We start from the raw sequence: 24,350 nt of genomic DNA, 5'->3' as shown, positions 1-24,350 counted from the left end.
ACACTCCTTGTTGTAAATAGTGTTGAACGAATGGTGTGAATAGTAAGTATTTTATCACTGTTTTTCCTATTCTTACATACCTATATAGAGAAAATGACCATTTTTGAGCGGTTATCTTTTCACCCATTCCAATTCAGGTATTCCGTATGTTTTGGCTGGTACGCCTGCCAGGTCATAAAAGTTGCCCAACACTTGTTCATACATGTCGGAGGATTGCAGGATACCTTTAAGCCGATCTTCATGCCATTTTTTGTCCGCAACCGGACCGCTCGTATAATAATCCTCTACACATTCGAAATAATGGACCGGGAAAACAAGCCTGGCATACAGGAGCCTCCAAGAAAAGCTGGAGAGGGGAGATACTCTTTCATAGTCTTTTAAAAAAGTTTGAATACTACCTGGATTCATGTCGGGACCCTTCCTGCATTCAGCCCGGATCCATTCGGACAGGTCGCGTGCAGCATGGTCAAATATCCAATCGGTAGGAAGCTTCATCCATTGGGATTGCTGCCAGGTCAAGTTGGTGAACCTGTGGTGACACAAGGTGGCTGCGTCATTTATCATTGGGCTGTCGTCAAGCTCCGTATCCACCAAATATTGAATGGCGTTCTCTGTCAGCCCCATATAATACGGAAAGGATTCAACAAATAGCGTATCGAATACATCAATCGGATTACTTCTTACCTTTTCGCGAAAAAAGTGCTCCATCTGATCGATCCGCTTTACCCACAGGCTCTTCCATTGCCCGATCCGGTTGATGGAGGTCACCTTTGCCGGAAAGCTTCTGCCGTTCAGGTGAAACAGTGCGAGCTCCTTGCCAACGACCAGTTTTCTGGAGCTATAATCATAAGGCATCCGGAATAGTGCCATTTTCCTGCCTTCAATTTCAGTTGTGTAAGACTCACTTTTATTTTTCACAAAAGAACTAACATATATATCCTGATGGGTGCGTATCATATATTCACTTAAGCTTTGCAGCTCTTCTATCTCGGCCTCCTCAAGATGACCAACAGGCACTAAAATGTACATCACTCGATTCGCCCAAAAAGCATCATAGTGTCGTACCTTTTGTTTTCTTTCCACCCTCAATTCATATTGTTCATAGATTGTCTGCTTCAACTTTTGCTCCCTCCTTCTCTCTCGTAACCTAAATATATGAGGAAAGGAAAGAAAACTTGTTAAGTTGTTTTATTTCACACAGGGATTCCCCAAAAAGTATAAGTTTTCCTTTCTAGGCAATTATGTATATTAATTAAAAGAATGAGGGTACTGTAATGGGGTAATCATTTTCTCTTACGAGTGATTATCCTAAAAGAAATCATTTTTTACTATATTATAAAAGATGGGTGAGCGCATGAAGAATTTTAAGGAAATGGATGAAGTAGAAAGAAAGGCTAGAAAACTCTTGGAGGAACGCGGAGTTACCATGGATGACATTGCAGATCTCGTTTATTTTCTGCAATCGAAATACCACCCCGCCCTCGAGAAATCGGAATGCCTGGAAAATATCGATCGAGTGCTTGCCAAGCGTGAAGTCCAAAACACCATATTAACGGGAATCGAACTTGATATACTTGCTGAACAGGGACAGATTCAAGAGCCTCTTTTACGGATCCTTCAGCAGGATGAGGGATTATATGGAGTGGATGAAGTATTGGCTTTGTCCATTGTAAATGTATATGGTTCCATCGGCTTTACCAACTACGGCTATATTGATAAGGAGAAGCCCGGGATACTCGGAACCTTAAATGACAAGAGCTCAGGTAAGGTGCATACGTTCCTGGATGACATTGTAGGCGCAATCGCAGCCGCTGCATCAAGCCGTCTGGCACACCGTGCAGCGAATACAGAATAACCAAAAACCTGGCGTTCCCTATAAGTAAGGGACGCCAGGTTTTTTTATTACAAATATTGAATCCAATCTTTCAATGAATCGACCGTGTATGTCGGTTTCTCTTGATAGGTTTCCAGATGTGCTTTTGTGGTCACGCCTGTGTGAACAAGAAGCGTATCCATCCCAGCATTCATGCCGGCCTTGATATCCGTATGATAGTTGTCCCCTACCATCAGCGTTTCTTCCGGTGCAATTCCCAGCACCTTCAAGGCTTGCTCCATGATTACTTTTTCAGGCTTCCCAATGAAAGTCGGCTGAGTTTCAGTTGATACGGTCAACACCGAAGTGAGCGATCCGTTACCAGGCAGCAAGCCGCGTTCTGTCGGGATTGCAATATCCCCATTGGTGGAAATGAATCTTGCACCATTTCGGATATTGATTGCTCCCAGTGCAAGCTTTTCATAGGAGATGGACCTGTCGATACCCGTTACGACGACATCGGCATTTTCTTCTACTAGCTCAAACCCTTTTTCTGTCAGTGCCGTGCGGATGCCCTCTTCCCCAATCACATATATTTTCGCGTCTGCCTTATACTCAAAAATATAGTTGGCTGTTGCATTGCTGGTGGTGAAAACCTGTTCATCCAGTGTAGGAATCCCGAAGTCTCTCAGCTTTTGTGCCACCTGCTGAGGTGTCCTGGAAGAATTATTTGTTACAAACAGGTATGGAATTTTCTTGTCATAGAGATGCTGAACAAAATCGCTCGCTTCTTCTATCTTTTCTTTACCGCGATACATCGTCCCGTCTAAATCGATCAGATAGCCTTGGTACTTTTTCATCTATTTCACGCTCCACTTTTTATGCTTATATATAATAGACTAGTTCATGTTAGCATAATCCCGGGATTTAATAAAATGCATTGACCTTTCTGTTGAATTTTTAAAAAACAGGTCTGTTCTGAAATTTATATGTGTTCTGTTTGACTCCCTGGTGATTTCCGTTCCAGGTGTTCGCTTTCCGCGGGGCGGTGCTTGAGCCTCCTCGGCTTTGCGGGGTCTCAAGTCAACCGCTATCTCCCGCAGGAGTCTCACACCTTGCACTTCAATCAACAGGGGTGGCAGGTAACGCATTACGTCCTCAATATTTTTTCTTTCTTAGGGAAAACACTTTAATTAAGGGGCACTGTTAAAGAATATTTTAGAATTTACCTAGCTAGCTTAGCTGGTGATTGGAGCAATAGGCGCAGACTCCTGCGGGAGATAGCGTTTAGTGGAGACCCCACAGGCACAGCCGAGGAGGCTCCACAACGCCCCGCGGAAAGCGCAGCCTAGTGTGGAAATCAACAGCGGTGTTCAAAACAAAAAACAAGCGAACCGAGCTTTCAGCACCGACTCACTTGCTTTAATAGGAATTTAATAATAATTATTTCTTAAAAGCCGAAACTGGCCCAAGTTCATTTTCGAGGTAATGACGGACAGACGAACAGAAGGACATGACAGCGTCTTTCCCCTCGGATATTTTGGTCTTCAGATCTTGATGGTCAATGTCGAGATATTCCTGGACGAGTGTCTTCCGCAATCTAACGAGAACCTTCAACTGTCCGGCCAAGGAAGCCGGAACCACCTTTTCATCCTCTAGAATATCTATGATATCCTCATAGCTGCCGGGATCGCGCATGATAAAACCGTCTATCATTGCGTTTCCGACGTCCAATATCCCTTCGATTACAGACACCATTATCCTTTCAAGGGCTTTTTTCTCCACAGGTGTATCCCATGTTTGGTGACTGGAATATATCGTGATATTTTCTTCAATGTAAGCAAGTGTTTGTTCCATCTTTTCCCGGTCGACAAAGTACATACAAACATCCCCTTTATGCTGAAATTTTTATGTGATTGGATGGAGGAGCTTAGGCTTTGCATAGAAATACCCTTGAGCCAGATCAACTTTATGCTTGGAAAGGATGTGCACTTCCTCCTGCTTTTCAATTCCTTCGGCAACGACGACAGAGCCGGTTTCATTGGCAATCATGAGGAGCCCCTGCAGCATTTTTTCTTTGACAAGGCTGGTATCGATGTCCTTGATGACAGATCGGTCAATTTTGATGATATCCGGCATGATCCTGCTGATGGTATGTAAACTGGCATATCCCGCTCCGGTATCATCCACCGCAATCTGAAAGCCCAGATTCCTTAAGGAAGTTATATTGTCTTCAAACTGCAACAAACCATCCGTAGAATCTTGTTCGGTTATTTCGATCGCGATATTCCTTGGATTTATCTCCGGATATTTTCTCATAAGTGCCTGGACTTCTTCAAGCAGCTCCACTTCATTCAATGTAGTAGGTGTAAAATTGATAAATACTGCCTCTTTCATCTGGCATTGATAGATAAGCTGAAAAGCTTTTTCGAGAATGATCATTTCCAGGTCAAATAAGGTATTTGTCTGCTTGGCAATGGAAAACAGTTGCAAGGGGTTTTCCATCTGTGATTGCTTAGGTCCACGCGTCAAAAGCTCCCACGCCTTTATCCCGCCATTGGAAACATCGATGATGGGTTGTGCCAATAGGGTGATTTGCTTAAAGGCAACTATCTGATTCATGGCAAACAACAGCTGATGGTATTGCAGCTTATCCTGTTTCTCTGCCATCGCCATGGCCTGAAGATGCGCGCGAAGCATACTTTCGGACAAGGAATAGCGGTCACGTTGAAGAAACACATACCCGTATTCGAGCATCAGATTTTTATTGTCCAGCAGCCGATAGCGCCTTTGTTCCATTGCTTCCTTAACAAGGGTGAGCTTCTCTGCAAGATCTGTGGTGCTGTATGCATGCTCGTCCACCCGGATCAATAATGAAATCCCATCGCTATACTGATCATGTAGACACACAATTTGGTCCTCTGGAAATATTTGTTTTACTGTCTTTTGAAGTCTTTCCTTTACAATTTCGCGGCAACGGATAAACTTACGTCTTCCTACTTTCGTGATGATCTGATCGAGGCTATGGAAATAAAAAGAAATGACTGCTATATGAAAGCCTTTCTTCAGCGTATATTTGACACGCTCTTCAATCGGGTTTCTAAGGTTGTATATGGGCGGATAATAACGTAAATATTTAGATGGAAGCACGAATTTAACAAGATGTGAGCCTTTTTTTCTATAGAAGTTCTGTATATGATCCCAGCTTCGCCCCATGAGGTGGCTCCCTTCTTCCATCGTTGAGTTTATATGGTGTTTTTTCTTATTTTATCATAAAAAATAAGAAGATTGTCCCAATTTTAAAAGCAGGTCAAAGAAATAACTTGTAACAAGGAAGCGGCTGAATTTGTTATACTAGAAAAAGCATATGATTCGCTACATTTAGGAGGAAGAACGATGGGAGATAGATATTTTCTATATGATGATATGGTGGAAACCAAAACACGTTTTGTAAGCTTCATGGGGGAACATACACGCTTTGATCTGGCAATTGTCAAATCGGATCGCTATTACGGCAAAAGCCTTGTCCTTAACATTCAGAGCAATCGCTTTGCAATTATAGGCAGTGATGATCTTGATGAGCCAGGTTATATCGAGCATGCCTACCAGCTGCCAGAAGATGAAGCCGAGGAATTACGGTCTTTCTTATACGAAGTGGTCTAATCTTCATAATCCTTTTCATGTTGGTAAAGCTAAGAAAAATATCATGAAAAGGATTGAGTGACTTGAGTAAAAAGGATAAGGAACTATACAGTGATTTCACTAACGTGGAAAACTCGCACAACTACTTGATTCCCGAGACGCTTCCAGAAGGTCCATATGGTTCTCCGCGAGGGAAGAACACACCTGTTGAAAACAAGAGTACTCCTTGGGAAGATGGGCAGCGGTATTACAGTGCATTCAATTATGAAAATAAATCGCTGCACGACGATCTACCGAGGAAACATCCCGGAGCACACCCGACCCATGACCATCCCGACCAAAAGGAAGAGCCAACGGATTCAAACGATATTCCTTCATAAATAAAAGCCCGCACATCAGAATTTCATCTGTTGTCGGGCTTTTAATTTATCATGCTTTTTTCACTTTTTTCAATACAAAGAAAGCACAGCCGAAATTACAATACTCCAGGATATAATCAGGGAGAGTACTGATTTTTGTATCATGTGTCGACTTCTGGTTCTGATCCTCAAAGAATCCGCGCAGGCGGAGTTGATTATAGCCCCAATCCCCCACTATATAATCGTATTTATTCAGAACCTCGATGTATCGGCCTTTGAATGCTTCTTCATTGAACCCATTTCTTTCCTCTTCAATCAATTCATAGCAATGGTTCCCTATACAAATCATTTTCCGATCCTCCATTTCTTCTCTTACTTACATTATAGACCATTCTCCATCAATTTCTAAGACAAAAATAATTCTTAAAGGTCATGCTATAGATAAGGGGGTGTTACCATTGAACAAGATGTTTAAGCTAATTGCTATTTTGGGCTTATCCGCTGCACTGACAACTGCCTGCCAATTCGATACGACGCCTGAGGAACGACAGGCCCGGAGCGGATATACCGCTAGAGATGGCAGTCCAATGAATACGGGTCATCATGACAGGTATGAATTATATGACGTCCGAAACGGCCGCTCAAAAGATCATGAGAAATTCGGTTTTGTCCGTGAACAGGCATCACCTGTAAAAAATTCACAGCGTTACAACGAGAACATCGCAGCAGTCGATTATGAGGAACTGGCCAATATCATTTCAAAGATGGTGGTACAGCTACCGGAAATCGACGATGTGGCGACGCTTGTCACAGATGAAGAGGTACTGATCGCCTATAATACAAGTGGCGAGGACAGAGAACAGATAGCGGACCAAGTCAGCAAAACGGGATTATCCTTTGTGCCACGCTTCTATCATGTCTATGTTTCCGACAATCCGCAGATGATTGCCGACATTGAACGCTTCCGTACATTGACGGTATCGAGCCCGAACATCGATAAGATCCTTGAAAGTACAATCGATACCATGCTTGAATCTCCCCAAGGAAAAGATTTGACCAAAGGGGAAAATGCAAACGGTGAAGGCAGTGGCGAAATGAACGAGGAGCTTGAACAGGAATACAGTGAGCATGCGAAAAAAATGAGGAATAACCCATAAAAGTGAAAAGGGTCTGGCCCCTAAGGCCTGACCCTTTTCTCATTATGCTTGAGCTTGTCTTGCTTTGGCAGCTTCATTGACCTGCTCATCCGCATGGTAGGAGGAGCGTACAAGAGGACCAGCTTCTACATGGCTGAATCCTTTTGTCATGGCAATTTGGCGCAATTCTTCAAACTCGTCCGGATGGTAGTATTTCTGTACCTTGATGTGCTTTTTGGATGGTTGCAGATACTGTCCGATTGTCATGATATCCACATCATTAGCACGAAGATCATCCATTGTTTCGATGATTTCCTCTTTGGTCTCCCCAAGGCCGATCATCAGACTGGACTTAGTAGGGATCTCAGGCTGCATTTCTTTTGCACGCTTCAGGAATTCCAAAGAACGCTCATAAGTTGCCCTTGCACGGACCCTAGGCGTCAAGGAACGCACTGTCTCGATATTATGGTTCAGGATGTCAGGTTTCGCATCCATGAGCATTTTCAGGTTTTCATACACGCCGCCCATATCGGATGGAAGCACTTCAATCGTCGTGAATGGGTTTTCGCGGCGGACTGCCCTTACAGTCTCGGCAAATATCGCTGCCCCACCGTCCTTTAAGTCATCACGGGCTACAGCAGTGATTACCGCATGCTTCAGGTTCATCAGTTTTACGGATTCTGCTACGCGTTCCGGCTCTTGTGTATCCAGTTCCGTCGGCAAGCCTGTTTTAACCGCACAGAAGCGGCATGCACGGGTACATACTGCCCCAAGGATCATGAAGGTCGCTGTACGTCTTACAGCCCAACATTCATGGATATTCGGGCATTTTGCCTCTTCACAGACCGTATTCAAATTACGTTCTCTCATCAGCTTCTTCAAGCCTGTATAGTTTTCATTCGTATTCAGCTTAATCTTAAGCCAATCCGGTTTTCTTATGTAGTCTTCTTTCTTTGCCATATGATCAACTCCAAATTGTCTAAGTATTCAAAAGACGACAGATATCCTTATTAAACCCATAGGGAAAATGACATGTTTCTACCATGTCACTTTACCAAACATCCTCCCTTTACACAAGTGCAAAAGCTTCCAACAATCCTCTTCCATGAATTAGTATTTATGAATTATGGAAAAAACACCAAACTAACAATAGACAAGAAAATAGCGCTAACGTTTTAACATGATTGGAAAGGAGAAAAAAACCTTGATACGCTTACTTTTATGCTTCATTCTACTTATAGGCTATATACCGGTCTCTGCTTCGGCCACAACACTTGAAAGTATGACGGAAGAGCAGATTTACCAAAAAAGAAATGAGTTATATACAAAAATGCAATCCATCACACAAATACCCTGGCACTATTTTGCAGCCGTCGACCAATACGAGAGAAATGTAAGACGCGCCAGAAGGGATATTCCAAAGGCGACAGGTGTCATCGGCATTTATTATAAACCGGAAATCTGGGCAGGCCCTCTTAATCCAAATCCAAAAGATACGAATCCGAGCAGCATCCAGTTCTTCAGCGGAGTCGGACAGGATGGAAATGGGGATGGCATCGCCGATTCCACCAATGACGAGGATGTACTTTATACTTTCGCCACATACCTCCAATCCTATGGTACAGATAAAGAAAACCTGAAAATTGCATTATGGGATTATTATCAGAGAGATAAAACTGTCGGTCTGATCATGGGCCATCTGAGACTATATCAAACCTACCAAACGCTAAAGCTTGATAAGCATGCTTTCCCATTGCCGATCCGCTCCAATTTCAGCTACAAGAATACTTGGGGAGATGCCAGGGGCTGGGGTGGAAGGAGAATGCATGAGGGAACGGATATTTTTGCAAGCTACGGTGTTCCCGTTCGCTCGACCTGCTATGGAATCATCGAAATCAAGGGATGGAACAAATTCGGGGGATGGCGCATCGGGATAAGGGACATCAATAACACCTATCATTATTTTGCCCATCTGAACGGCTTCGCGAAAGACCTTGAAGTGGGACAAGTGGTAGAGCCCGGGCAGATGATCGGTTCTGTCGGGAGCTCAGGCTATGGACCACCTGGAACGGCAGGGAAGTTCCCGCCGCATCTTCATTACGGCATGTACAAGGATAATGGCTATACAGAGTGGTCATTCGATCCTTTTCCGCATTTGAAATCATGGGAGCGCGGGGATCGGAGAAAGCGGTAAACAGAAAAAAGCTGTTGGCGTTTGTTTACCGCCAACAGCTTTCTTCCGTTTATGACCTTGCTTCTTCTTTTGACTTTTTCATAGCCCATGCAATACTTCCTGCAAGGCCACCCCATATGATCACCATACCGACAACCATCATTACGATTGAACTTAAGCCCATTATTTATTTACCTCCTTTGATGAGGATGAAGGCAATACGATCTCGGCTTTTTTCCACTTAAAGAAGGATAATCCAACCCCTACCAGAAGCGCTACCAAGGCTACTACCCAGCCATATTGAATGGTGAATAATCGTGAATAACCATCTTTTGCACCATACACGGTATCTATATTCGTACGGATTAAGTCAAACATCATGAAACCAAGTACTAGCGGTGTAATGAATGCAAGAGAAACCTTCCACCAAGAACCTAGGAACCCTGTCAGTTTAATATCTGAAACCAAGTTCGCGTGCTGTTGAAGCGGCTTCAACTGCTTTACTAGCCATACAACTACGATTACCTGTACTAACCCTGCTAGTGCCACCCCGAAACGGTTGATGAAGTAATCAGCAACATCTAGGAAATTCAATCCACCTTGTGTCGCAAAGATCAAGGAGATTACAGCAGAGAGCCCTCCACCAAAAAGTACAGCTTTTGTACGTGAAACATTGAATTTATCCTGTACCCCGGCAACAAATGTTTCTACGATGGAGATCAGGGAAGATAAACCAGCCAAAACGAGGGAAGCAAAGAATAGGAAACCGAATACTTCCTTGAACGCCGGAAATTGATTGATGATTTCAGGGAAAACCACAAAAGCAAGACCAACACCGCCTGCTACCACTTCTTTTACAGACATATCCTGTTGCATTGCCATAAATCCAAGAATACTGAATACCCCAATTCCTGCAAGCAATTCAAATGCAGAGTTACTGAACCCAGTAATGAAAGCATTATTTGTGATATCCGATTTCTTAGGCAGATAGCTTGAATAGGTTACCATGATGGCAAAAGCAATGGATAAACTGAAGAAAATCTGTCCATATGCGGCTACCCAAACCTCACCGCTCTTTAATGCTTGCCAATCTGGTTTGAAGAAAGCATCCAATCCAAGAACAGCCCCATCCAATGTCAAAGCGCGTACAACAATAATCAAGAATAGGATGACAAGTGCCGGAATGAAAATTTTATTCGCAACTTCAATCCCTTTTTTAACACCCTTGAATAGTACTCCCAACGTAATTGCCCAAACAATCAATAATGGGATCAGAACTTTAGGGACCAAGCTTCCGAACTCACCTGGGGCAGCCACCTGCAAATACTCCCCAAGGAAAGCACCTGTATCTGTTCCCCAGCTCAAATTAAGTGCAAACACTGAGTATGACATCGCCCATGCAATGATGACAGCATAATAAGTGGAAATGATAAATGCTATTGCTACTTGCCACCATCCAAGCCATTCATACTTTTTGCTCAATCGTGCATAGGAAAGCGGAGCAGACCCCCGATACTTATGACCCAGTGTAAATTCGAGAATCAAAAGCGGGATACCTGCCGTTAATAGAGCAAACAGATAAGGTAGGAAAAATGCTCCTCCCCCGTTTTCAAATGCTGTGGATGGGAAGCGCCAGATGTTCCCCAATCCAATGGCCGATCCACAGGCCGCTAAAATAAATCCTGCCCTTGTCCCCCATTGCGGTCGATTTTCCATTGTAATATCCTCCCCCGTTGAACTCATAGAATTTCCAAATAATAGATAAAAGAGTCCAAATCTTTTCTTTATTCAGACTATTTAATATAATTTATACATAGTATAACTAGACTTTATGACTATGTCAAAACATTATTTTCATTTATACTTTTCGAGCAAAGACGACAAAGTTCGATATTGAATAAATATTCATAATCTTAAGAGAATCACTATTAAGATACCGCCGCATCAGCATTTATACATGTATAATTATTCTCTGAAAGTTAATTGAAAAAAATATAAAAAAACACACTCTCCATTATGCTAGAAGATATAGCACAATAAGAAAGTGTGTTTTTTAATATATATGAAAAGTATTTTAGGCAGTTTTCATTGCCCTAGTAGCAAATACCAAGATGACAAATGCTGCAAATACAACTAATAGACCCAATAAAGTGCTACCAGTCAACCCAAGCACAATATAACCGATAATGGAGATCACTGCACAGATCAATGCATATGGAAGCTGTGTCATGACATGGTCGATATGATTACACCCTGCCCCTGTAGAGGAAAGGATGGTCGTATCGGAGATCGGCGAACAATGGTCTCCGAATACTGCTCCTGCAAGCACTGCAGCCAAGGCCGGCAATAGGAGGCTGACGTCTGTTGCAGCTGCGATTTGACCTGCAATCGGCAGCAATAGTCCGAACGTCCCCCATGAAGTACCTGTGGCAAGAGCTGTAAAGCCTGCGATGATGAAGATTACAACCGGAAGGAAAGCGATGTTCATATTGGAATCTGCTACAACACCAGCTAGGTAATCGCCTGTTCCAAGCTCCCCGATCAATCCACCGATCGTCCATGCGAATATTAAGATATAGATTGCTGGAAGCATGGATTTTGTACCAGCCCAGATTCCTTTTCCAACAACATTCCCGCTTATTCCACCTTTGGAAATCTGACGGAACAAGAAAAGGAAGGACACAAGCAATGCAAACATCCCGCCATAGAACAAGGAAGCGGAAGGATCTGTATTTTCAAAGATGCCAAGAAGCGTTACATCGCCCTCGATGGCAGTTGCACCGGTATAGAACATCGCACCGATCACACCGACAAACAGGGAAACGATTGGCCATACAAGATATCCGATCGTGCCTTTTGTACTTGTAGGAAGATCATCCGCAAGTTCTCCTGGAACCTCTTTTTCAGGATCATATAGCTGACCTGTCTCCATTGCACGATCCTCATGTTTCTTCATCGGCCCAATGTTGAAATTGAAGAAGCAAACAACAAAAACCATCAATAGTGCGGAAAACACGTATAAGTTCATTGGAATGATCTGCATGAATGCGCTGAAAGCCGAAATATTGTTGATGCCCTGCTTTAGTAATACCTCGGTGCCAATTGTCCCGATGATTACCGCTCCCCAACTTGATATCGGTGAAATAACACAGATAGGAGCAGATGTGGAGTCGATCAAGTATGCAAGTTTAGCACGAGATACTTTATGACGGTCTGTCAATGGTCTACTGATTTGACCTACTGCCAAAGCATTAAAATAGTCATCAATAAAAATGATGATACCTAGAATTGCCGTCAAGAATTTGGAGCCTCTTCTAGTTTTAATCTTTTGCTGTGCCCAATCTCCAAATGCACGGCTACCGCCTGTAAGTGAGATGAACGCCGTAATGATTCCCAGGATGATCAGGAAAATTAAGATATAAATATTCCATAAGTTCAATTCTTTATCTTCCACGGAATAAAATAGGCCAAGCACTGTGTCCCATATCAGTACAAGCATCGTAATCGGATTGAAATCTGCAATTAATAGTGCAGATGCCAAGATCCCTGCTCCAAGTGATAACAATACCCTTCTGGTCAAAATAACCATCAGGATTGCAAGCACCGGAGGAATCAAAGTATAAATTGTTCCTTCCATACAAAAAACCCCCAAAAAATTGTAATATGTTTGACCTGTCCAAACGGTTTACAATAATGGGGGCTCTGAGTACAAAATAAATAGCAATGATAGAAAATAACTATCATTACTTGTATGTAATGTATGTTATCCTCCATCCGATCAGTAGCCCTCCATTATGAACCCGTCCGTACCGGTCATAATGGCAGTGTTATCCTTATTCAAGATAACCCCAGCAAAATAAGCTTGACGACTCATTCCGCTTCGGCACAGCATCCTTTCTTCTACCATCTTAGGTGTCACCCTCCAGTAGTTTTACTCTTATGCTATGCAGCCTCTACCTCATCGTATGATAAGGGAAGTATATGATTTTATTGTTTTACTATATCACAAAAATTACACGGGGACAAAGGAAATATTTTGCTAATATCAGCTTACTGCCGACATACTCCCTTGATTGTCACAATCCACGATACTTACATCCAGATGATCCTTCAAATTGATATCAAAGGGCGAGTCAAGCTCAGCTCCCTCCTCCTCAATGATACGTACGATCGGGCGTTCCGTGATATCCTTATTCTGCCCCACTACAATCCCCTTTCGCCCGTCATTGAGCGTCACTGTGAGACCGAAAGGGTAAATGGCGACAGATTTCCGGAAAGCATCTATGATTGCCGGTTCATAAAGGGATTCTGAGCCTGCATACAGGATTTCCAGGCCTTCATGAGGCAGCATCGCACTTCGATAGATTCTATGGGAGGTTACTGCATCAAAGACGTCCGCCACGGCCAGGATCTTGCCGAACAGATGGATATCCTCATTCTTGACCCCTCTTGGATAACCGCTGCCATTGAGTCTTTCATGATGCTGAAAAGCGCAATGAGCGACAAGAAGCGGAATCGTATGCATATTCCGCAGGATATCATATCCATAGGTGGTGTGCTTTTTCATTTCCGTGAACTCTTCACTTGTCAGTTTCCCCGGTTTGAACAATATCTCGGAAGGTATCTGCATCTTTCCGATGTCATGAAGAATCCCCCCAAGCCCCAAGATCTCAAGATCCTTCTTGGGCAGCCCCAGTTTAAGACCGATGGAAAGAGCATATAACGTGACATTCAATGAATGGGTGAAGACATAATTATCATGTATATAAACATCTGTTAAAAGTGTCGCCACTTCCTGGTTTTCCTTCATATCTGCAAGCAAAGTATGGATAAGGCTTTTCAGATCCTTAGAAGACTGATCCATCACAAACCATTTGCTTAGCTTCTTTTCGCTTTCAAGCAGCCTGAAGGTATCGGTGATCGTAGTGATCGCCTTTTTTCTTGTTTGATCCGAAATCATGGTCGGGGCTTCCATATCCTTTGTCCTGGCATCTTCTATATAAACATATGTAACATTCAACTGCTGCATCCGTGTGATCATTCGTGCAGTTACAGGGATTCCCGCACTCAACAAGGCTCTTCCCTGCTCATTATAGATAGTTTTGGCTAGCTTCATTCCCGGCTTCATGGACTTAGTGGGTAATAATCTCATAGTTTCTCCTATCTTCATATTTCGACAAAATCTATATATTTTCCATTATAGTAAAAACAATGAAAGAAAACTTCATTATTAATAAAATTTTTATAAATATTCCTATAAAACTTTCGACACATAAAAAAAAGACCTTGCATCGAAGGTCTTTTATTTCATTCTCAACAAAGCATCCCTTCCGGACATCCCGACTGTAATACCCAGACTTTCCGCTTCATACGTAACCGATTCCAAAGGGGCCTCTATTAATTGCTCAATTGTCCGAACACCCACCGCTCGCCCAGCAATGATCCGACGATCTTTCAGCTTTTCATTCAAAAGGGCAACATCGAGGGCTCCACACATGATATATCCTTTGTCACTGGTTACAGCAAGAAAATTGGTTTTAGGCAATCTGACAGTGATTGCTGTAAAAGTAAAGTCATTGATTTTGATTGGCGTCATTTCAATCATAGATAGTTGTCACGCTCCCTTCTCCTATCAATTTATGACAGGAGCACAAAAGAGTGTGAAAAATGGGTATTAGCTTAGCCTAACCTGAGAAAGCTTTTCGGCAAGGACGTCCCGAAGCAGCTCCGGCATATAGAACTTCTTGTCTTTTGCACGCACAATGCTTGGATACATCCGACCGAAAGTGAACATATCGATTGTCCCAATGGAAATGGCATCATTGCTTTTGACCTCTTTCCCATTTATCAGGAGAGATTTCACTTGTATCGACCCATCTGAGAAAATCTCATGTTCCATTTCCAATCCGCTGAACGCCATCCTTCCCATCACTTTCCCACGGAAGCCAAGGCCTTTTACCTTCAGTTCTTCCATTTCAGGCTGGATGGCTTGCTGCAGTACCTCCCGAAGCTCCTCACCTGTGAGCGTCACCCGACACGGATTGATCGGATGGGGGCATATGCGATGCAATGCCTGTCTTGTGACAGCACCTGCCGGAATGGACTCGAGAAGCACCCCTGCATTGACCATTCCGATATCTGCCTCACACCACTCCTTTAGTGCTTCTGCAAGGAGGTTTGCAAGGGGAGAAGGGGCAAACCAGTCGATGTTCATCGGCTCCTGCAATTCAGCAAGCTTGTACTTCAATGCTCCTGAAGCTTCCTCTTCCATCTTATTGATTATCTCTTCCACTTCGTTATCGGGATGTATCCCATCCATCGAATGCAGCTTTGCTGTTTTGACGGTTATCCCTTTTTGCTCATTAAACCCAATTGTGACCTCTCCGATGAACTGCCCATACTTCCCGGCACCGCAAACGAGTGTGTTTCCAATCATTTTCCCCTCAGGCAACACATGATGGGTGTGTCCACCAAGTATGACATCTATCTCAGGAAACCTTCTAGCCATCTCTTCATCATCTGAGATGCCGAGATGTGACAGCACGACCACGGCATCCGCTTCGGCTCTCACCTCTGGCAGGATTTTTTCCAGCATTGAATAAGGGTCTTCGAGCTTCCAGCCCAACAGCTCATAAAAATGCTGGTAGTATACAGATAACCCTATAAAACAAACCCTCACTTCATCCATCTGCTTATATGCGTAGTGTTTGACCCATCCCGGGTATTCCCCGCTGGTTTCAAACAGGTTAGCTACCAGAACCTGAAAATCAGCATCCCGGTATAACTCTGAAAGTGCCTGATAGTCTAGGGTGATTCCCTCGTTGTTTCCAATCGTCGCATAATCATATTTCAATAGATTCAACATGCTTGTATTCGCTTGGCCCTGTGTTGCCTCGGTGATGGGGTGAAACCTGTCCATATTGTCACCGATATCCACTAGCGCAAATGGAATTCCGGAACTATCCCCTTTCAGAAAAGCTGCAATTTTAGGGTATGCATCAAAATGACTGTGTATATCGTTAGTATGTAATATCCGTATCTGCACGATCTCGCTCTCTCCTCTATCATCAAGGCTCATCGATTATTTAAAATAAATCCAGTTGTCTTGGTGCCAGACCCTCGTACGCAAGATCCAGCATTTCTATCATCGTTTTGGCATTCTCTGCTGCGTGACCACCGGAATTATTGTTGAAAAGCACATAAATATCCTCTGTGGAGTTCTTTATCTGTTCCAGATTACTTTTCCATTCCAGCAGCTCTTGCTCATTATAATAGTAAAGATAACGGACCTCCCGCCAATCTTTACCCGAGACCGCTTTTTTCCACCCGTGCACATTCCGCCCATGCAGCCTTACCAACGTAAGCTCCTTGTCAGTCGGATGAAGGACCGTCGGTATGGAGCCTTTTCCAGCCTGAGGTTCATCGCATATGCTGTGAATCCAGCCTTCCTCCTCCATGAACGAAAGAGTCTGTTCTTTAAAAGGCTCCGAAAACCAGGACTGATTGCGGAACTCAAGCGCGACTCTTGTATCCTTCATCTTTTCCTTGCACCAGCGGATATAGCTCACGTTCTCCTTATTGCAGTCAAACCAAGGCGGGAACTGAAACAGCACCATGGCGAGCTTGCCAGCATCCTTAAAGGGCTCGATCGATTGAAGAAAAGCCTCAAACATCTCCTCTTTGGATTCAAAAGGAATATCACCACGCTGATGGCCTGTCATCCCTTGATAGGCTTTTACAATGAATTTGAAAGTTGGCGGAGTATCAGCCACCCATTTCTCCACATTCCGCTTCGGCTGGATAGCATAAAACGAGGAATCCACCTCCACCACAGGAAAGTGGGCACTATATTCCTTTAATTTATCCCTGGCTGCAACCCCTGAAGTATAGAGGGAGTCATGGTCTCCCCAGCCTGTAACCCCGATATAGATCATCCGTATCACCTCATTTTTTTCATTTTATCATAATCCGGCATCCTTTCTGAAATATATAGTGTTGGATTTGGGAGAGATTGGTACAATAGAGAAAATAGAATTTTTAGAGGCGGGGGATATATGAAAAATAAGATAGTCTTTTTTGATCTGCTGTTTTACCTGGTAATGCCCTATATGATCTGGAAATATGGACAGGACCCCCTGGGAGACTATTACGCCCTTCTCCTATCCACAGTCCCTGGATTTGTTTATACCATCGTGAGATTTTTGATAGAAAAGCAATATAATGTCACAGGCATGTTCATTCTTGCTTCACTATTCATCTCAACCATTGTGGACATACTGTCGGGGTCGGCATTCAATATGCTCCAGAATTCCGTTTATGTCGGTGCTGGATTCGCCCTATTCTTTGTAGCGACAATGATCGTGAAAAAGCCATTGGGTCTCTACTTCCTGGCTGATATCGCATACCTGCAGGGCCACAAAAGAGAGGACAGCCTTCGCTTGTATAGGCAAAAGGAATTATTGCCTGCCTTCTATATCATTACAGGGATTTTTGCATTGAGAGGCCTGTTTTCGGCTGGTCTGAAGCAATATTTGATTGGCGTGTATGGAGTGGAAGGCTATGACCGCATTCTTTTCTTCATGAAGGTCAATGGCTGGATCTTCTCGGCATTCATAGCTGCTGGATTCATCTATGTAAATTTAAAAATCAATGATTATCTGGAGAAACAGAAGAAGCAGGATAAGGATGATGATCTGAAGGATGATGTCGGGGAGGAATTGGTTTAGAAGGTGTGCCTTTTTATGGAGCGTTTGACTTATTCACCGCTTATGCACAATTCCCGGCACTTTCTGCACAAAAATTTTGATTTGAGCGCAAAAAATTCGATTTACGATGAAAAAAATCATTTTATGCACAAAAACGGGGCAGTTATGCACAATTCGCATATTTCAGCCTAATAAGACAAAAACCCACACCTAAGTGTGGGTTTATTTATTGCTATCGATTACCCAATAGAACCTTCCATCTCGAACTTGATCAGACGGTTCATTTCTACTGCGTACTCCATTGGAAGTTCTTTTGTGAATGGCTCGATGAAGCCCATTACGATCATTTCAGTCGCTTCTTCTTCGGAAAGGCCACGACTCATCAGATAGAACAATTGCTCTTCGGATACTTTGGATACCTTCGCTTCATGCTCAAGGGATACGTTATCGTTGAACACTTCGTTGTAAGGAATCGTATCAGAAGTGGATTGGTTATCCATGATCAGTGTGTCACACTCGATGTTGGAACGAGCGCCGGAAGCTTTTTTACCAAAATGCACGATACCACGGTATGTTACTTTACCACCTTGCTTGGAGATGGATTTTGAAACGATCGTGGAAGATGTGTTTGGTGCAAGGTGAATCATTTTTGCACCTGCATCCTGATGCTGCCCTTTACCAGCTAATGCGATGGAAAGAGTCATACCACGTGCGCCTTCACCTTTTAGGATGACTGCTGGATATTTCATCGTCAGCTTGGAGCCGATGTTGCCATCGATCCATTCCATTGTCGCGTTTGCTTCACAGACTGCACGCTTCGTTACAAGGTTGTAAACGTTGTTCGCCCAGTTCTGGATCGTTGTGTAACGGCAATATGCATCTTTTTTGATGATTATTTCAACTACCGCACTGTGCAGGGAGTTGGTTGTGTAAACAGGTGCTGTACAACCTTCTACATAGTGTACATGCGCGCCTTCGTCCACGATGATAAGCGTACGCTCGAATTGACCCATGTTCTCAGAGTTGATTCGGAAGTATGCTTGAAGTGGAGTTTCCACTTTCACACCTTTAGGGACGTAGATGAAAGAACCACCGGACCATACTGCTGAGTTCAATGCTGAGAACTTGTTGTCAGTTGGTGGGATCACTTTTGCGAAATGCTCACGGAAGATATCTTCATTTTCTTTTAAAGCTGTGTCTGTATCCTTGAAAACGACACCCAGATCTTCTAAGTCTTCCTGCATGTTGTGGTAAACAACCTCGGACTCATACTGAGCGGATACACCAGCAAGATATTTTTGCTCTGCTTCAGGAATACCCAGTTTATCAAACGTCTGTTTGATTTCCTCCGGTACTTCATCCCAAGAGCGCTCAGACTTCTCGGATGGTTTTACGTAGTACGTAATTTCATCAAAGTTAAGGCTGTTCAGGTCGCCGCCCCATTGAGGCATTGGCATGTTATAGAAATGTTCCAATGATTTAAGACGGAAATCCAACATCCATTGAGGCTCGGACTTCATGCGGGAGATCTCTTCTACGATCTCTTTCGTAAGTCCACGGCCGGAACGGAAAATGGATACGTCCTTATCCTTAAAACCATACTTGTAATCGCCGATTTCAGGCATTTTTTTTGCCATTTTCTCTTTCCCTCCATTCAAGAGGTGAGCTCTAGAAACCAGGTTCCTAAAGCTCCCTATCCTTAAAGCTTATTCCGACTTGACGCCCTTTTCCATGGCTTTCCATGCAAGGGTGGCACATTTGATGCGTGCAGGGAATTTTGCTACACCTTGCAGTGCTTCAATATCCCCTAAGTCCAAATCTTCGTCATCGTATTCCTTACCTAGCATCATATCATAAAAAATCTGGGAAAGCGCCAATGCCTTCTCGACTTCCAATCCTTTGACCGCTTGTGTCATCATGGAAGCGGAAGCCATGGAGATCGAACAGCCCTCTCCATCGAACTTTGCATCTGCCACTTTTCCATCTTCCACTTTCAACGTTAAGTGAATGCGGTCCCCACATGTCGGGTTATTCATATCTATGGTAATTCCATTTTCCTCAAGCTTCCCCTTATTACGGGGATTCTTGTAATGATCCATGATCACTTGACGGTAAAGGGTATCCAAATTATTAAAAGACATTGCTAAAGTACTCCTTTGTTTTCACTAATGATGCTACTAGCTTATCAATTTCTTCCTCCGTGTTATACAGGTAAAAACTAGCACGGGCAGTGGAAGAAACGTTAAGATACTTCATTAAAGGCTGTGCACAGTGATGTCCCGCGCGAACAGCGATTCCTTCTGCATCCAAGACAGTAGCTACATCATGAGGGTGTACATCCTCTATATTAAAGGTAACAAGTCCTGCACGCTTCTTAGGACCATAGATTGTGATACCTTCTATTTCAGACATTCTGTTCATGGCATACTCTGCAAGCTTATGCTCATGAGCCAGGATGTTATCCATTCCCACCTGCTCCAGAAAATCAATAGCCGCTCCGAGTCCGATTGCACCAGCGATGATAGGGGTACCACCTTCAAATTTCCAAGGCAGCTCCTTCCATGTGGATTCCTGCAATCCGACAAAGTCGATCATTTCCCCGCCAAACTCGATCGGTTCCATGTTCTCTAGAAGGTGTTTTTTTCCGTAAAGGGCACCAATACCAGTCGGTGCACCCATTTTGTGACCGGATAGTGCGAAGAAATCGCAATCCAGGTCCTGTACATCCACTTTCATATGCGGAGTACTCTGGGCACCGTCCACCACCATGATCGCACCATTCTTATGGGCGATTGCAGCGATTTCTTTAATAGGATTGATGGAACCCAATACGTTGGAAACCTGCATCACAGAAACAATTTTCGTGTTTTCTGTAACAGTTTCCTCAACATCTTTCAGTGAAATCGAACCATCCTCGGTAAGTGGGATGTACTTCAAAGTTGCACCTGTCGCTTTAGCCGCCTGCTGCCAAGGAATGATATTACTATGGTGCTCCATATAGGTAATAACTATTTCGTCGCCCTCTTTAAGGTTCGCACGGGCATAGCTGCTTGCTACAAGGTTGAGGGCGGTCGTCGTACCACGCGTGAATACGATTTCCTCCCTGAAAGCGGCATTGATAAAGTTCTTCACTTTATCACGTGCACCCTCGTAACCATCAGTCGCTCTTGTACCAAGTGTATGAACGCCGCGATGCACATTGGAGTTATACCCTTTGTAGTACTTTTCCAAGGCCTCAATCACCGCCAGGGGCTTTTGAGAAGTAGCAGCACTATCTAAGTACACAAGCGGATTTCCATTGACCTCTTGATGCAAAATAGGAAACTGCTGACGTATCTCCTGGATATTCATTACTTGACTTTCCTTTCAATTACATCAATCAACAGGTTCTTTACCTTTTCGATTGGTAACTGTTGTACTACCGGCGCCAAGAATCCGTGAATGACAAGTCTCTCAGCTTCCTGCTTGGAAATTCCGCGGCTCATCAAGTAGTAAAGCTGAAGCGGATCTACACGGCCTGCAGAAGCAGCGTGACCAGCTGTTACGTCATCTTCATCAATTAGAAGAATCGGGTTTGCATCCCCACGTGCTTTTTCACTAAGCATCAACACACGGGATTCCTGCTCGGCATTCGACTTGGAAGCTCCATGCTCGATTTTACCGATTCCGTTGAATACGGAGCTTGCGCTGTCCTTCATTACGCCATGCTTCAAGATTTGACCGTCTGAGTTCTTGCCAAAATGAACAACCTTCGTTGTAAAGTTCTGCTTTTGCACTCCACGTCCGACAACAACTGTTTTTGTGTCACCAACGGAGCCATCGCCCATCAGGTTTGTCACGTTCTCAGAAATGGTATCCCCATCGTTCATCAAGCCAAGTGCCCACTCAAGTGTCGCGTCACGGCCAACCACTCCACGACGGTTAACGTAGGTAGTAACACCTTTACCAAGGTTATCCACTGCCCCGTATTGCACTTTTGAGTTACCGTTAGCGATAACCTCTGTCACGATGTTAAAGATGGAACCTTCGCCGTCTGTGTTGGAAAGGTAGTTTTCCACATATGTTACGGCACTGTTGTCTTCCGCCACGATCAATACGTGGTTGAATACAGCATCTGCCTTATCATGAAGGTAGATCGCCTGGATCGGCTCTTCAATCACTACGTTTTTAGGAACATAAAGGAATGCTCCGCCATTCATTAATGCTGCGTGTAAAGCTGATAGTTTGTGCTCATCCACTTTCACACCGTCTTGCATGAAGTATTTTTTCACAAGGTCACTGTGCTCTTTTGCAGCAGTGAAGATATCTGTGAAAATAACACCTTGAGCTTTCAATTCTTCTTTGACTGTGGAAACGACAGGTGTGTTATCCACTTGAACATATATATTTTCTCCATCTACTAACGCCTTTACCTCTTGAGGTAATTGGTCTACAGAAGTAATGGAAGTCTCTACAGTGTGCTTCTGGAAATTCGTGAAGTTCCAGTTTGTGATTTTCGTCTTATCCGGCTTCGGTAATGGCAGTTCTTCTGCCAAGGAATAAGCTTGTAAGCGAAGATCCAACAGCCACTGAGGCTCCCCTAACTCTTTAGAGTAGTTAGTGAGGTAGTCTTGATCAAACGGTAATTTTGTCTCTAACGTCATGATAATCCTCCTTGCTTACGCTTCTTGGCCGACTGTTTCGTCTTCGATACCTAATTCTTGCTTAATCCAATCATAACCTTCTGCTTCCAGGCGCTGAGCCAATTCCTTGCCGCCGGATTTCACGATGCGTCCTTGCATCATAACGTGAACATGGTCAGGAGTGATGTAGTTCAATAGACGCTGGTAGTGAGTGATGATAAGGCAACCGAAGTCTTCTCCGCGCATTTCGTTGATCCCCTTGGAAACAACTTTCAAAGCATCGATATCAAGACCGGAGTCGATCTCATCAAGGATCGCGATCTTAGGCTCGATCATCATTAATTGAAGAATTTCGTTACGCTTCTTTTCCCCACCAGAGAAGCCTTCGTTCAGGTAACGCTGCGCCATTGCCTGATCCATTTCCAAGAAGTCCATATTCTTATCCATTTTACGGATGAACTTCATCAAGGAAATTTCATCGCCCTCTTCACGACGGGCATTGATTGCAGAACGAAGGAAGTCAGCATTTGTTACCCCACTGATTTCGCTTGGATATTGCATTGCAAGGAATAAACCTACTTTCGCACGCTCATCCACTTCCATTTCAAGCACATCTTCGCCATCAAACGTGATGCTTCCGCTTGTTACTTCATATTTAGGATGACCCATGATAGCAGAGGAAAGCGTTGACTTACCTGTACCATTCGGACCCATGATAGCGTGAATCTCTCCGCCTTTTACTTCGAGATTTACACCCTTTAAAATTTCTTTATCGTTAATAGATACATGCAAATCCTTGATTGTTAACGTTGAACCCATGACTCTATACCTCCAATGATCTGTGCTTCTATATGAAAACACATTCTTGTTTTAATTCTCATTTTATTCTCATTACAATCTTATAACAAATAGAAAGTGTTAGCAACCTTTTCCGATTTGTAAGAGACCATCTCAAATTATACCGAAAATAAAGGGTTTATGTCGAATTAAGTACATCATTTATCTTACACTATTCACGAGGAATCATCCTTACCTATAAATAAAAAAGGGTATGTGACACCTCCATCAAGCTGGAGAATATCACTTACCCTTTTTTGTTGTCTTCTATTGATATAGAACCTATCCAAAATGATAAGTTCGTTACGGGTGGAATTTACGGTTTAATTCTGCAACGATCTCCAAGCTTTTCTTGTATTCTGCATCTCTATGCTGTTCTACCTCCAAACGCTTGGAAAGCTTACGCGAGTACTCCTCATAACCAAAACCATAAGCCTGATACATTGCCTTTTCCATTTCGCCAGTGTACTTCACTTGTACTTGATGGATAATAAACCAATCCCTTCATATTTAAATGTGTTTAATTTGTGTATCCAGTTTTGTAGATACCCTCGCAGTATTTGCATTAAACACATATTTAATCATAGCATGGGCGGTAAAATGTGCCAAAGCGGAAAAACACCCGAATATCGGCATATTCCGTGTTAATCCACTTTTACGGGGTGAGGTCTTAGGCGTTCCTATGATACCTCCGTATTGGTTCTGATTGGAGGTTGTCCTGATGGGAGGCGGAGTCGGACTTTTTGTGATTGATGGACTTTTCACCAGATTTCCTTTTTCAAAAAGTCTTTGGAATCCCTCTATTGGCCTTTTCTTCCGACAATCCCCTTGAAAAGTCCTTTAGACCTCTTCTATTGGCCTTTTCTTCCGACAATCCCCTTGAAAAGTCCTTTAGACCCCTTCTATTGGCTTTTTCTTCCGACAATCCCCTTGAAAAGTCCTTTAGACCCCTACTATTGGCTTTTTCCGATTAAGTCCATATAATTGTGTAAAAAGAAAGAGTCATTTTATTCACTCTTGGCAACACTGTTTTCAACCACGATAAACAATGAAAAGAGGAATA

At 43.4% G+C, this 24,350-nt stretch carries 25 protein-coding genes and 1 riboswitch; of the genes, 6 read left to right on the top strand and 19 right to left on the bottom strand.

Annotation, left to right across the window (positions count from 1 at the left end; all coding sequences use genetic code 11):
- Nucleotides 1-111: 111 nt before the first annotated feature.
- Nucleotides 112-1,119, bottom strand: a complete 1,008-nt coding sequence (gene yutH / locus JOC95_RS18120; protein WP_204418738.1) for a spore coat putative kinase YutH — start codon at nt 1,117-1,119, stop codon at nt 112-114.
- 235 nt (nt 1,120-1,354) lie between these two features.
- On the opposite strand from yutH, the gene JOC95_RS18115 reads away from it, so the two are divergent.
- Nucleotides 1,355-1,855: a phosphatidylglycerophosphatase A family protein gene (locus JOC95_RS18115; RefSeq protein ID WP_204418736.1), complete on the top strand. Its 501-nt coding sequence runs from the start codon at nt 1,355-1,357 to the stop codon at nt 1,853-1,855.
- Nucleotides 1,856-1,902: 47 nt separating this feature from the next.
- On the opposite strand, the gene JOC95_RS18110 is transcribed toward JOC95_RS18115, so the two are convergent.
- From JOC95_RS18110 to JOC95_RS18100, 3 genes are all read right to left on the bottom strand, one after another.
- A complete protein-coding gene (locus JOC95_RS18110) occupies nt 1,903-2,673 on the bottom strand; it encodes a TIGR01457 family HAD-type hydrolase (protein ID WP_204418734.1) in 771 nt (256 codons plus the stop codon).
- 583 nt (nt 2,674-3,256) lie between these two features.
- Nucleotides 3,257-3,694 carry a DUF86 domain-containing protein gene (locus tag JOC95_RS18105; RefSeq protein ID WP_204418732.1) on the bottom strand — a complete coding sequence of 146 codons (438 nt, stop codon included), beginning with the start codon at nt 3,692-3,694 and terminating at the stop codon, nt 3,257-3,259.
- A 27-nt stretch (nt 3,695-3,721) separates the two neighbouring features.
- The gene (locus JOC95_RS18100; protein ID WP_204418730.1) at nt 3,722-5,029 is read right to left on the bottom strand and encodes an EAL domain-containing protein; all 1,308 of its coding nucleotides are present in this window, start codon (nt 5,027-5,029) and stop codon (nt 3,722-3,724) included.
- A 180-nt stretch (nt 5,030-5,209) separates the two neighbouring features.
- Here JOC95_RS18100 and JOC95_RS18095 point away from each other — a divergent pair, with 180 nt between their 5' ends.
- Nucleotides 5,210-5,476 (top strand): DUF3055 domain-containing protein, encoded by a 267-nt coding sequence (locus JOC95_RS18095; protein ID WP_204418728.1) that lies wholly within the window; start codon nt 5,210-5,212, stop codon nt 5,474-5,476.
- A 62-nt stretch (nt 5,477-5,538) separates the two neighbouring features.
- The gene (locus tag JOC95_RS18090) at nt 5,539-5,835 is read left to right on the top strand and encodes a cytosolic protein (protein ID WP_204418725.1); all 297 of its coding nucleotides are present in this window, start codon (nt 5,539-5,541) and stop codon (nt 5,833-5,835) included.
- Between the two features lie 49 nt (nt 5,836-5,884).
- On the opposite strand, the gene JOC95_RS18085 is transcribed toward JOC95_RS18090, so the two are convergent.
- Complete coding sequence (locus JOC95_RS18085) at nt 5,885-6,163, bottom strand: YutD family protein (RefSeq protein WP_204418723.1); 279 nt, start codon at nt 6,161-6,163, stop codon at nt 5,885-5,887.
- Between the two features lie 118 nt (nt 6,164-6,281).
- On the opposite strand from JOC95_RS18085, the gene JOC95_RS18080 reads away from it, so the two are divergent.
- Nucleotides 6,282-6,971 (top strand): YhcN/YlaJ family sporulation lipoprotein, encoded by a 690-nt coding sequence (locus JOC95_RS18080; RefSeq protein ID WP_239583005.1) that lies wholly within the window; start codon nt 6,282-6,284, stop codon nt 6,969-6,971.
- A gap of 42 nt (nt 6,972-7,013) precedes the next feature.
- On the opposite strand, the gene lipA is transcribed toward JOC95_RS18080, so the two are convergent.
- Nucleotides 7,014-7,910 (bottom strand): lipoyl synthase, encoded by an 897-nt coding sequence (gene lipA, locus JOC95_RS18075; protein ID WP_204418717.1) that lies wholly within the window; start codon nt 7,908-7,910, stop codon nt 7,014-7,016.
- A gap of 286 nt (nt 7,911-8,196) precedes the next feature.
- Here lipA and JOC95_RS18070 point away from each other — a divergent pair, with 286 nt between their 5' ends.
- Entirely contained in the window at nt 8,197-9,144 is a 948-nt protein-coding gene (locus JOC95_RS18070) for a M23 family metallopeptidase (protein ID WP_419096268.1), read from the top strand.
- Nucleotides 9,145-9,193: 49 nt separating this feature from the next.
- Here JOC95_RS18070 and JOC95_RS18065 read toward each other — a convergent pair whose 3' ends face one another.
- The 7 genes from JOC95_RS18065 to JOC95_RS18035 form a co-directional block, all read right to left on the bottom strand.
- Nucleotides 9,194-9,307: a methionine/alanine import family NSS transporter small subunit gene (locus tag JOC95_RS18065; RefSeq protein ID WP_204418713.1), complete on the bottom strand. Its 114-nt coding sequence runs from the start codon at nt 9,305-9,307 to the stop codon at nt 9,194-9,196.
- Entirely contained in the window at nt 9,307-10,839 is a 1,533-nt protein-coding gene (locus tag JOC95_RS18060; protein ID WP_204418710.1) for a sodium-dependent transporter, read from the bottom strand. The genes JOC95_RS18065 and JOC95_RS18060 overlap by 1 nt, the downstream gene beginning before the upstream one ends.
- Nucleotides 10,840-11,197: 358 nt before the next feature.
- Complete coding sequence (locus tag JOC95_RS18055) at nt 11,198-12,760, bottom strand: Na+/H+ antiporter NhaC family protein (protein WP_204418708.1); 1,563 nt, start codon at nt 12,758-12,760, stop codon at nt 11,198-11,200.
- A gap of 137 nt (nt 12,761-12,897) precedes the next feature.
- Nucleotides 12,898-13,087, bottom strand: a riboswitch (Lysine riboswitch).
- 81 nt (nt 13,088-13,168) lie between these two features.
- The gene (locus JOC95_RS18050; protein WP_204418706.1) at nt 13,169-14,275 is read right to left on the bottom strand and encodes an HD-GYP domain-containing protein; all 1,107 of its coding nucleotides are present in this window, start codon (nt 14,273-14,275) and stop codon (nt 13,169-13,171) included.
- Between the two features lie 150 nt (nt 14,276-14,425).
- A complete protein-coding gene (locus tag JOC95_RS18045) occupies nt 14,426-14,728 on the bottom strand; it encodes a YunC family protein (RefSeq protein ID WP_204418704.1) in 303 nt (100 codons plus the stop codon).
- 69 nt (nt 14,729-14,797) lie between these two features.
- A complete protein-coding gene (locus JOC95_RS18040) occupies nt 14,798-16,168 on the bottom strand; it encodes a bifunctional metallophosphatase/5'-nucleotidase (RefSeq protein WP_338083118.1) in 1,371 nt (456 codons plus the stop codon).
- 40 nt (nt 16,169-16,208) lie between these two features.
- The gene (locus JOC95_RS18035) at nt 16,209-17,057 is read right to left on the bottom strand and encodes a DUF72 domain-containing protein (protein ID WP_204418700.1); all 849 of its coding nucleotides are present in this window, start codon (nt 17,055-17,057) and stop codon (nt 16,209-16,211) included.
- Nucleotides 17,058-17,177: 120 nt separating this feature from the next.
- Here JOC95_RS18035 and JOC95_RS18030 point away from each other — a divergent pair, with 120 nt between their 5' ends.
- A complete protein-coding gene (locus JOC95_RS18030; protein ID WP_204418698.1) occupies nt 17,178-17,849 on the top strand; it encodes a VC0807 family protein in 672 nt (223 codons plus the stop codon).
- Nucleotides 17,850-18,067: 218 nt separating this feature from the next.
- Here JOC95_RS18030 and sufB read toward each other — a convergent pair whose 3' ends face one another.
- From sufB to JOC95_RS18000, 6 genes are all read right to left on the bottom strand, one after another.
- Nucleotides 18,068-19,465, bottom strand: coding sequence for a Fe-S cluster assembly protein SufB (gene sufB, locus JOC95_RS18025; protein WP_204418694.1), 1,398 nt, complete (start codon nt 19,463-19,465; stop codon nt 18,068-18,070).
- A 69-nt stretch (nt 19,466-19,534) separates the two neighbouring features.
- Nucleotides 19,535-19,969, bottom strand: a complete 435-nt coding sequence (gene sufU, locus JOC95_RS18020; RefSeq protein ID WP_204418691.1) for a Fe-S cluster assembly sulfur transfer protein SufU — start codon at nt 19,967-19,969, stop codon at nt 19,535-19,537.
- On the bottom strand, nt 19,959-21,179 hold the full coding sequence (locus JOC95_RS18015) for a cysteine desulfurase (protein WP_204418688.1): 1,221 nt from the start codon (nt 21,177-21,179) through the stop codon (nt 19,959-19,961). Before JOC95_RS18015 ends, sufU begins: the two co-directional genes overlap by 11 nt.
- A complete protein-coding gene (gene sufD / locus JOC95_RS18010; RefSeq protein WP_204418685.1) occupies nt 21,179-22,471 on the bottom strand; it encodes a Fe-S cluster assembly protein SufD in 1,293 nt (430 codons plus the stop codon). Before sufD ends, JOC95_RS18015 begins: the two co-directional genes overlap by 1 nt.
- 15 nt (nt 22,472-22,486) lie before the next feature.
- On the bottom strand, nt 22,487-23,269 hold the full coding sequence (sufC, locus tag JOC95_RS18005; RefSeq protein WP_204418682.1) for a Fe-S cluster assembly ATPase SufC: 783 nt from the start codon (nt 23,267-23,269) through the stop codon (nt 22,487-22,489).
- A gap of 321 nt (nt 23,270-23,590) precedes the next feature.
- Entirely contained in the window at nt 23,591-23,743 is a 153-nt protein-coding gene (locus JOC95_RS18000; protein WP_204418680.1) for a YuzK family famiily protein, read from the bottom strand.
- Nucleotides 23,744-24,350: the final 607 nt, after the last annotated feature.

The sequence above is a fragment of the Sutcliffiella tianshenii genome (assembly GCF_016908565.1).
Classification (GTDB): Bacteria; Bacillota; Bacilli; order Bacillales; family Bacillaceae_I; genus Sutcliffiella_A; species Sutcliffiella_A tianshenii.
The sequence above is the reverse complement of the archived record's forward strand: the minus strand, read 5'-3'. Positions and strand labels throughout refer to the sequence as shown.

Coding starts and splice junctions, on each gene's coding strand:
- JOC95_RS18115 (WP_204418736.1), top strand. CDS start 1,355: ATGAAGAATTTTAAGGAAATGGATGAAGTAGAAAGAAAGGCTAGAAAA.
- JOC95_RS18110 (WP_204418734.1), bottom strand. CDS start 2,673: ATGAAAAAGTACCAAGGCTATCTGATCGATTTAGACGGGACGATGTAT.
- JOC95_RS18105 (WP_204418732.1), bottom strand. CDS start 3,694: ATGTACTTTGTCGACCGGGAAAAGATGGAACAAACACTTGCTTACATT.
- JOC95_RS18100 (WP_204418730.1), bottom strand. CDS start 5,029: ATGGGGCGAAGCTGGGATCATATACAGAACTTCTATAGAAAAAAAGGC.
- JOC95_RS18095 (WP_204418728.1), top strand. CDS start 5,210: ATGGGAGATAGATATTTTCTATATGATGATATGGTGGAAACCAAAACA.
- JOC95_RS18085 (WP_204418723.1), bottom strand. CDS start 6,163: ATGATTTGTATAGGGAACCATTGCTATGAATTGATTGAAGAGGAAAGA.
- JOC95_RS18080 (WP_239583005.1), top strand. CDS start 6,282: ATGTTTAAGCTAATTGCTATTTTGGGCTTATCCGCTGCACTGACAACT.
- lipA (WP_204418717.1), bottom strand. CDS start 7,910: ATGGCAAAGAAAGAAGACTACATAAGAAAACCGGATTGGCTTAAGATT.
- JOC95_RS18065 (WP_204418713.1), bottom strand. CDS start 9,307: ATGGGCTTAAGTTCAATCGTAATGATGGTTGTCGGTATGGTGATCATA.
- JOC95_RS18060 (WP_204418710.1), bottom strand. CDS start 10,839: ATGGAAAATCGACCGCAATGGGGGACAAGGGCAGGATTTATTTTAGCG.
- JOC95_RS18055 (WP_204418708.1), bottom strand. CDS start 12,760: ATGGAAGGAACAATTTATACTTTGATTCCTCCGGTGCTTGCAATCCTG.
- JOC95_RS18050 (WP_204418706.1), bottom strand. CDS start 14,275: ATGAGATTATTACCCACTAAGTCCATGAAGCCGGGAATGAAGCTAGCC.
- JOC95_RS18045 (WP_204418704.1), bottom strand. CDS start 14,728: ATGATTGAAATGACGCCAATCAAAATCAATGACTTTACTTTTACAGCA.
- JOC95_RS18035 (WP_204418700.1), bottom strand. CDS start 17,057: ATGATCTATATCGGGGTTACAGGCTGGGGAGACCATGACTCCCTCTAT.
- JOC95_RS18030 (WP_204418698.1), top strand. CDS start 17,178: ATGAAAAATAAGATAGTCTTTTTTGATCTGCTGTTTTACCTGGTAATG.
- sufB (WP_204418694.1), bottom strand. CDS start 19,465: ATGGCAAAAAAAATGCCTGAAATCGGCGATTACAAGTATGGTTTTAAG.
- sufU (WP_204418691.1), bottom strand. CDS start 19,969: ATGTCTTTTAATAATTTGGATACCCTTTACCGTCAAGTGATCATGGAT.
- JOC95_RS18015 (WP_204418688.1), bottom strand. CDS start 21,179: ATGAATATCCAGGAGATACGTCAGCAGTTTCCTATTTTGCATCAAGAG.
- sufD (WP_204418685.1), bottom strand. CDS start 22,471: ATGACGTTAGAGACAAAATTACCGTTTGATCAAGACTACCTCACTAAC.
- sufC (WP_204418682.1), bottom strand. CDS start 23,269: ATGGGTTCAACGTTAACAATCAAGGATTTGCATGTATCTATTAACGAT.
- JOC95_RS18000 (WP_204418680.1), bottom strand. CDS start 23,743: ATGGAAAAGGCAATGTATCAGGCTTATGGTTTTGGTTATGAGGAGTAC.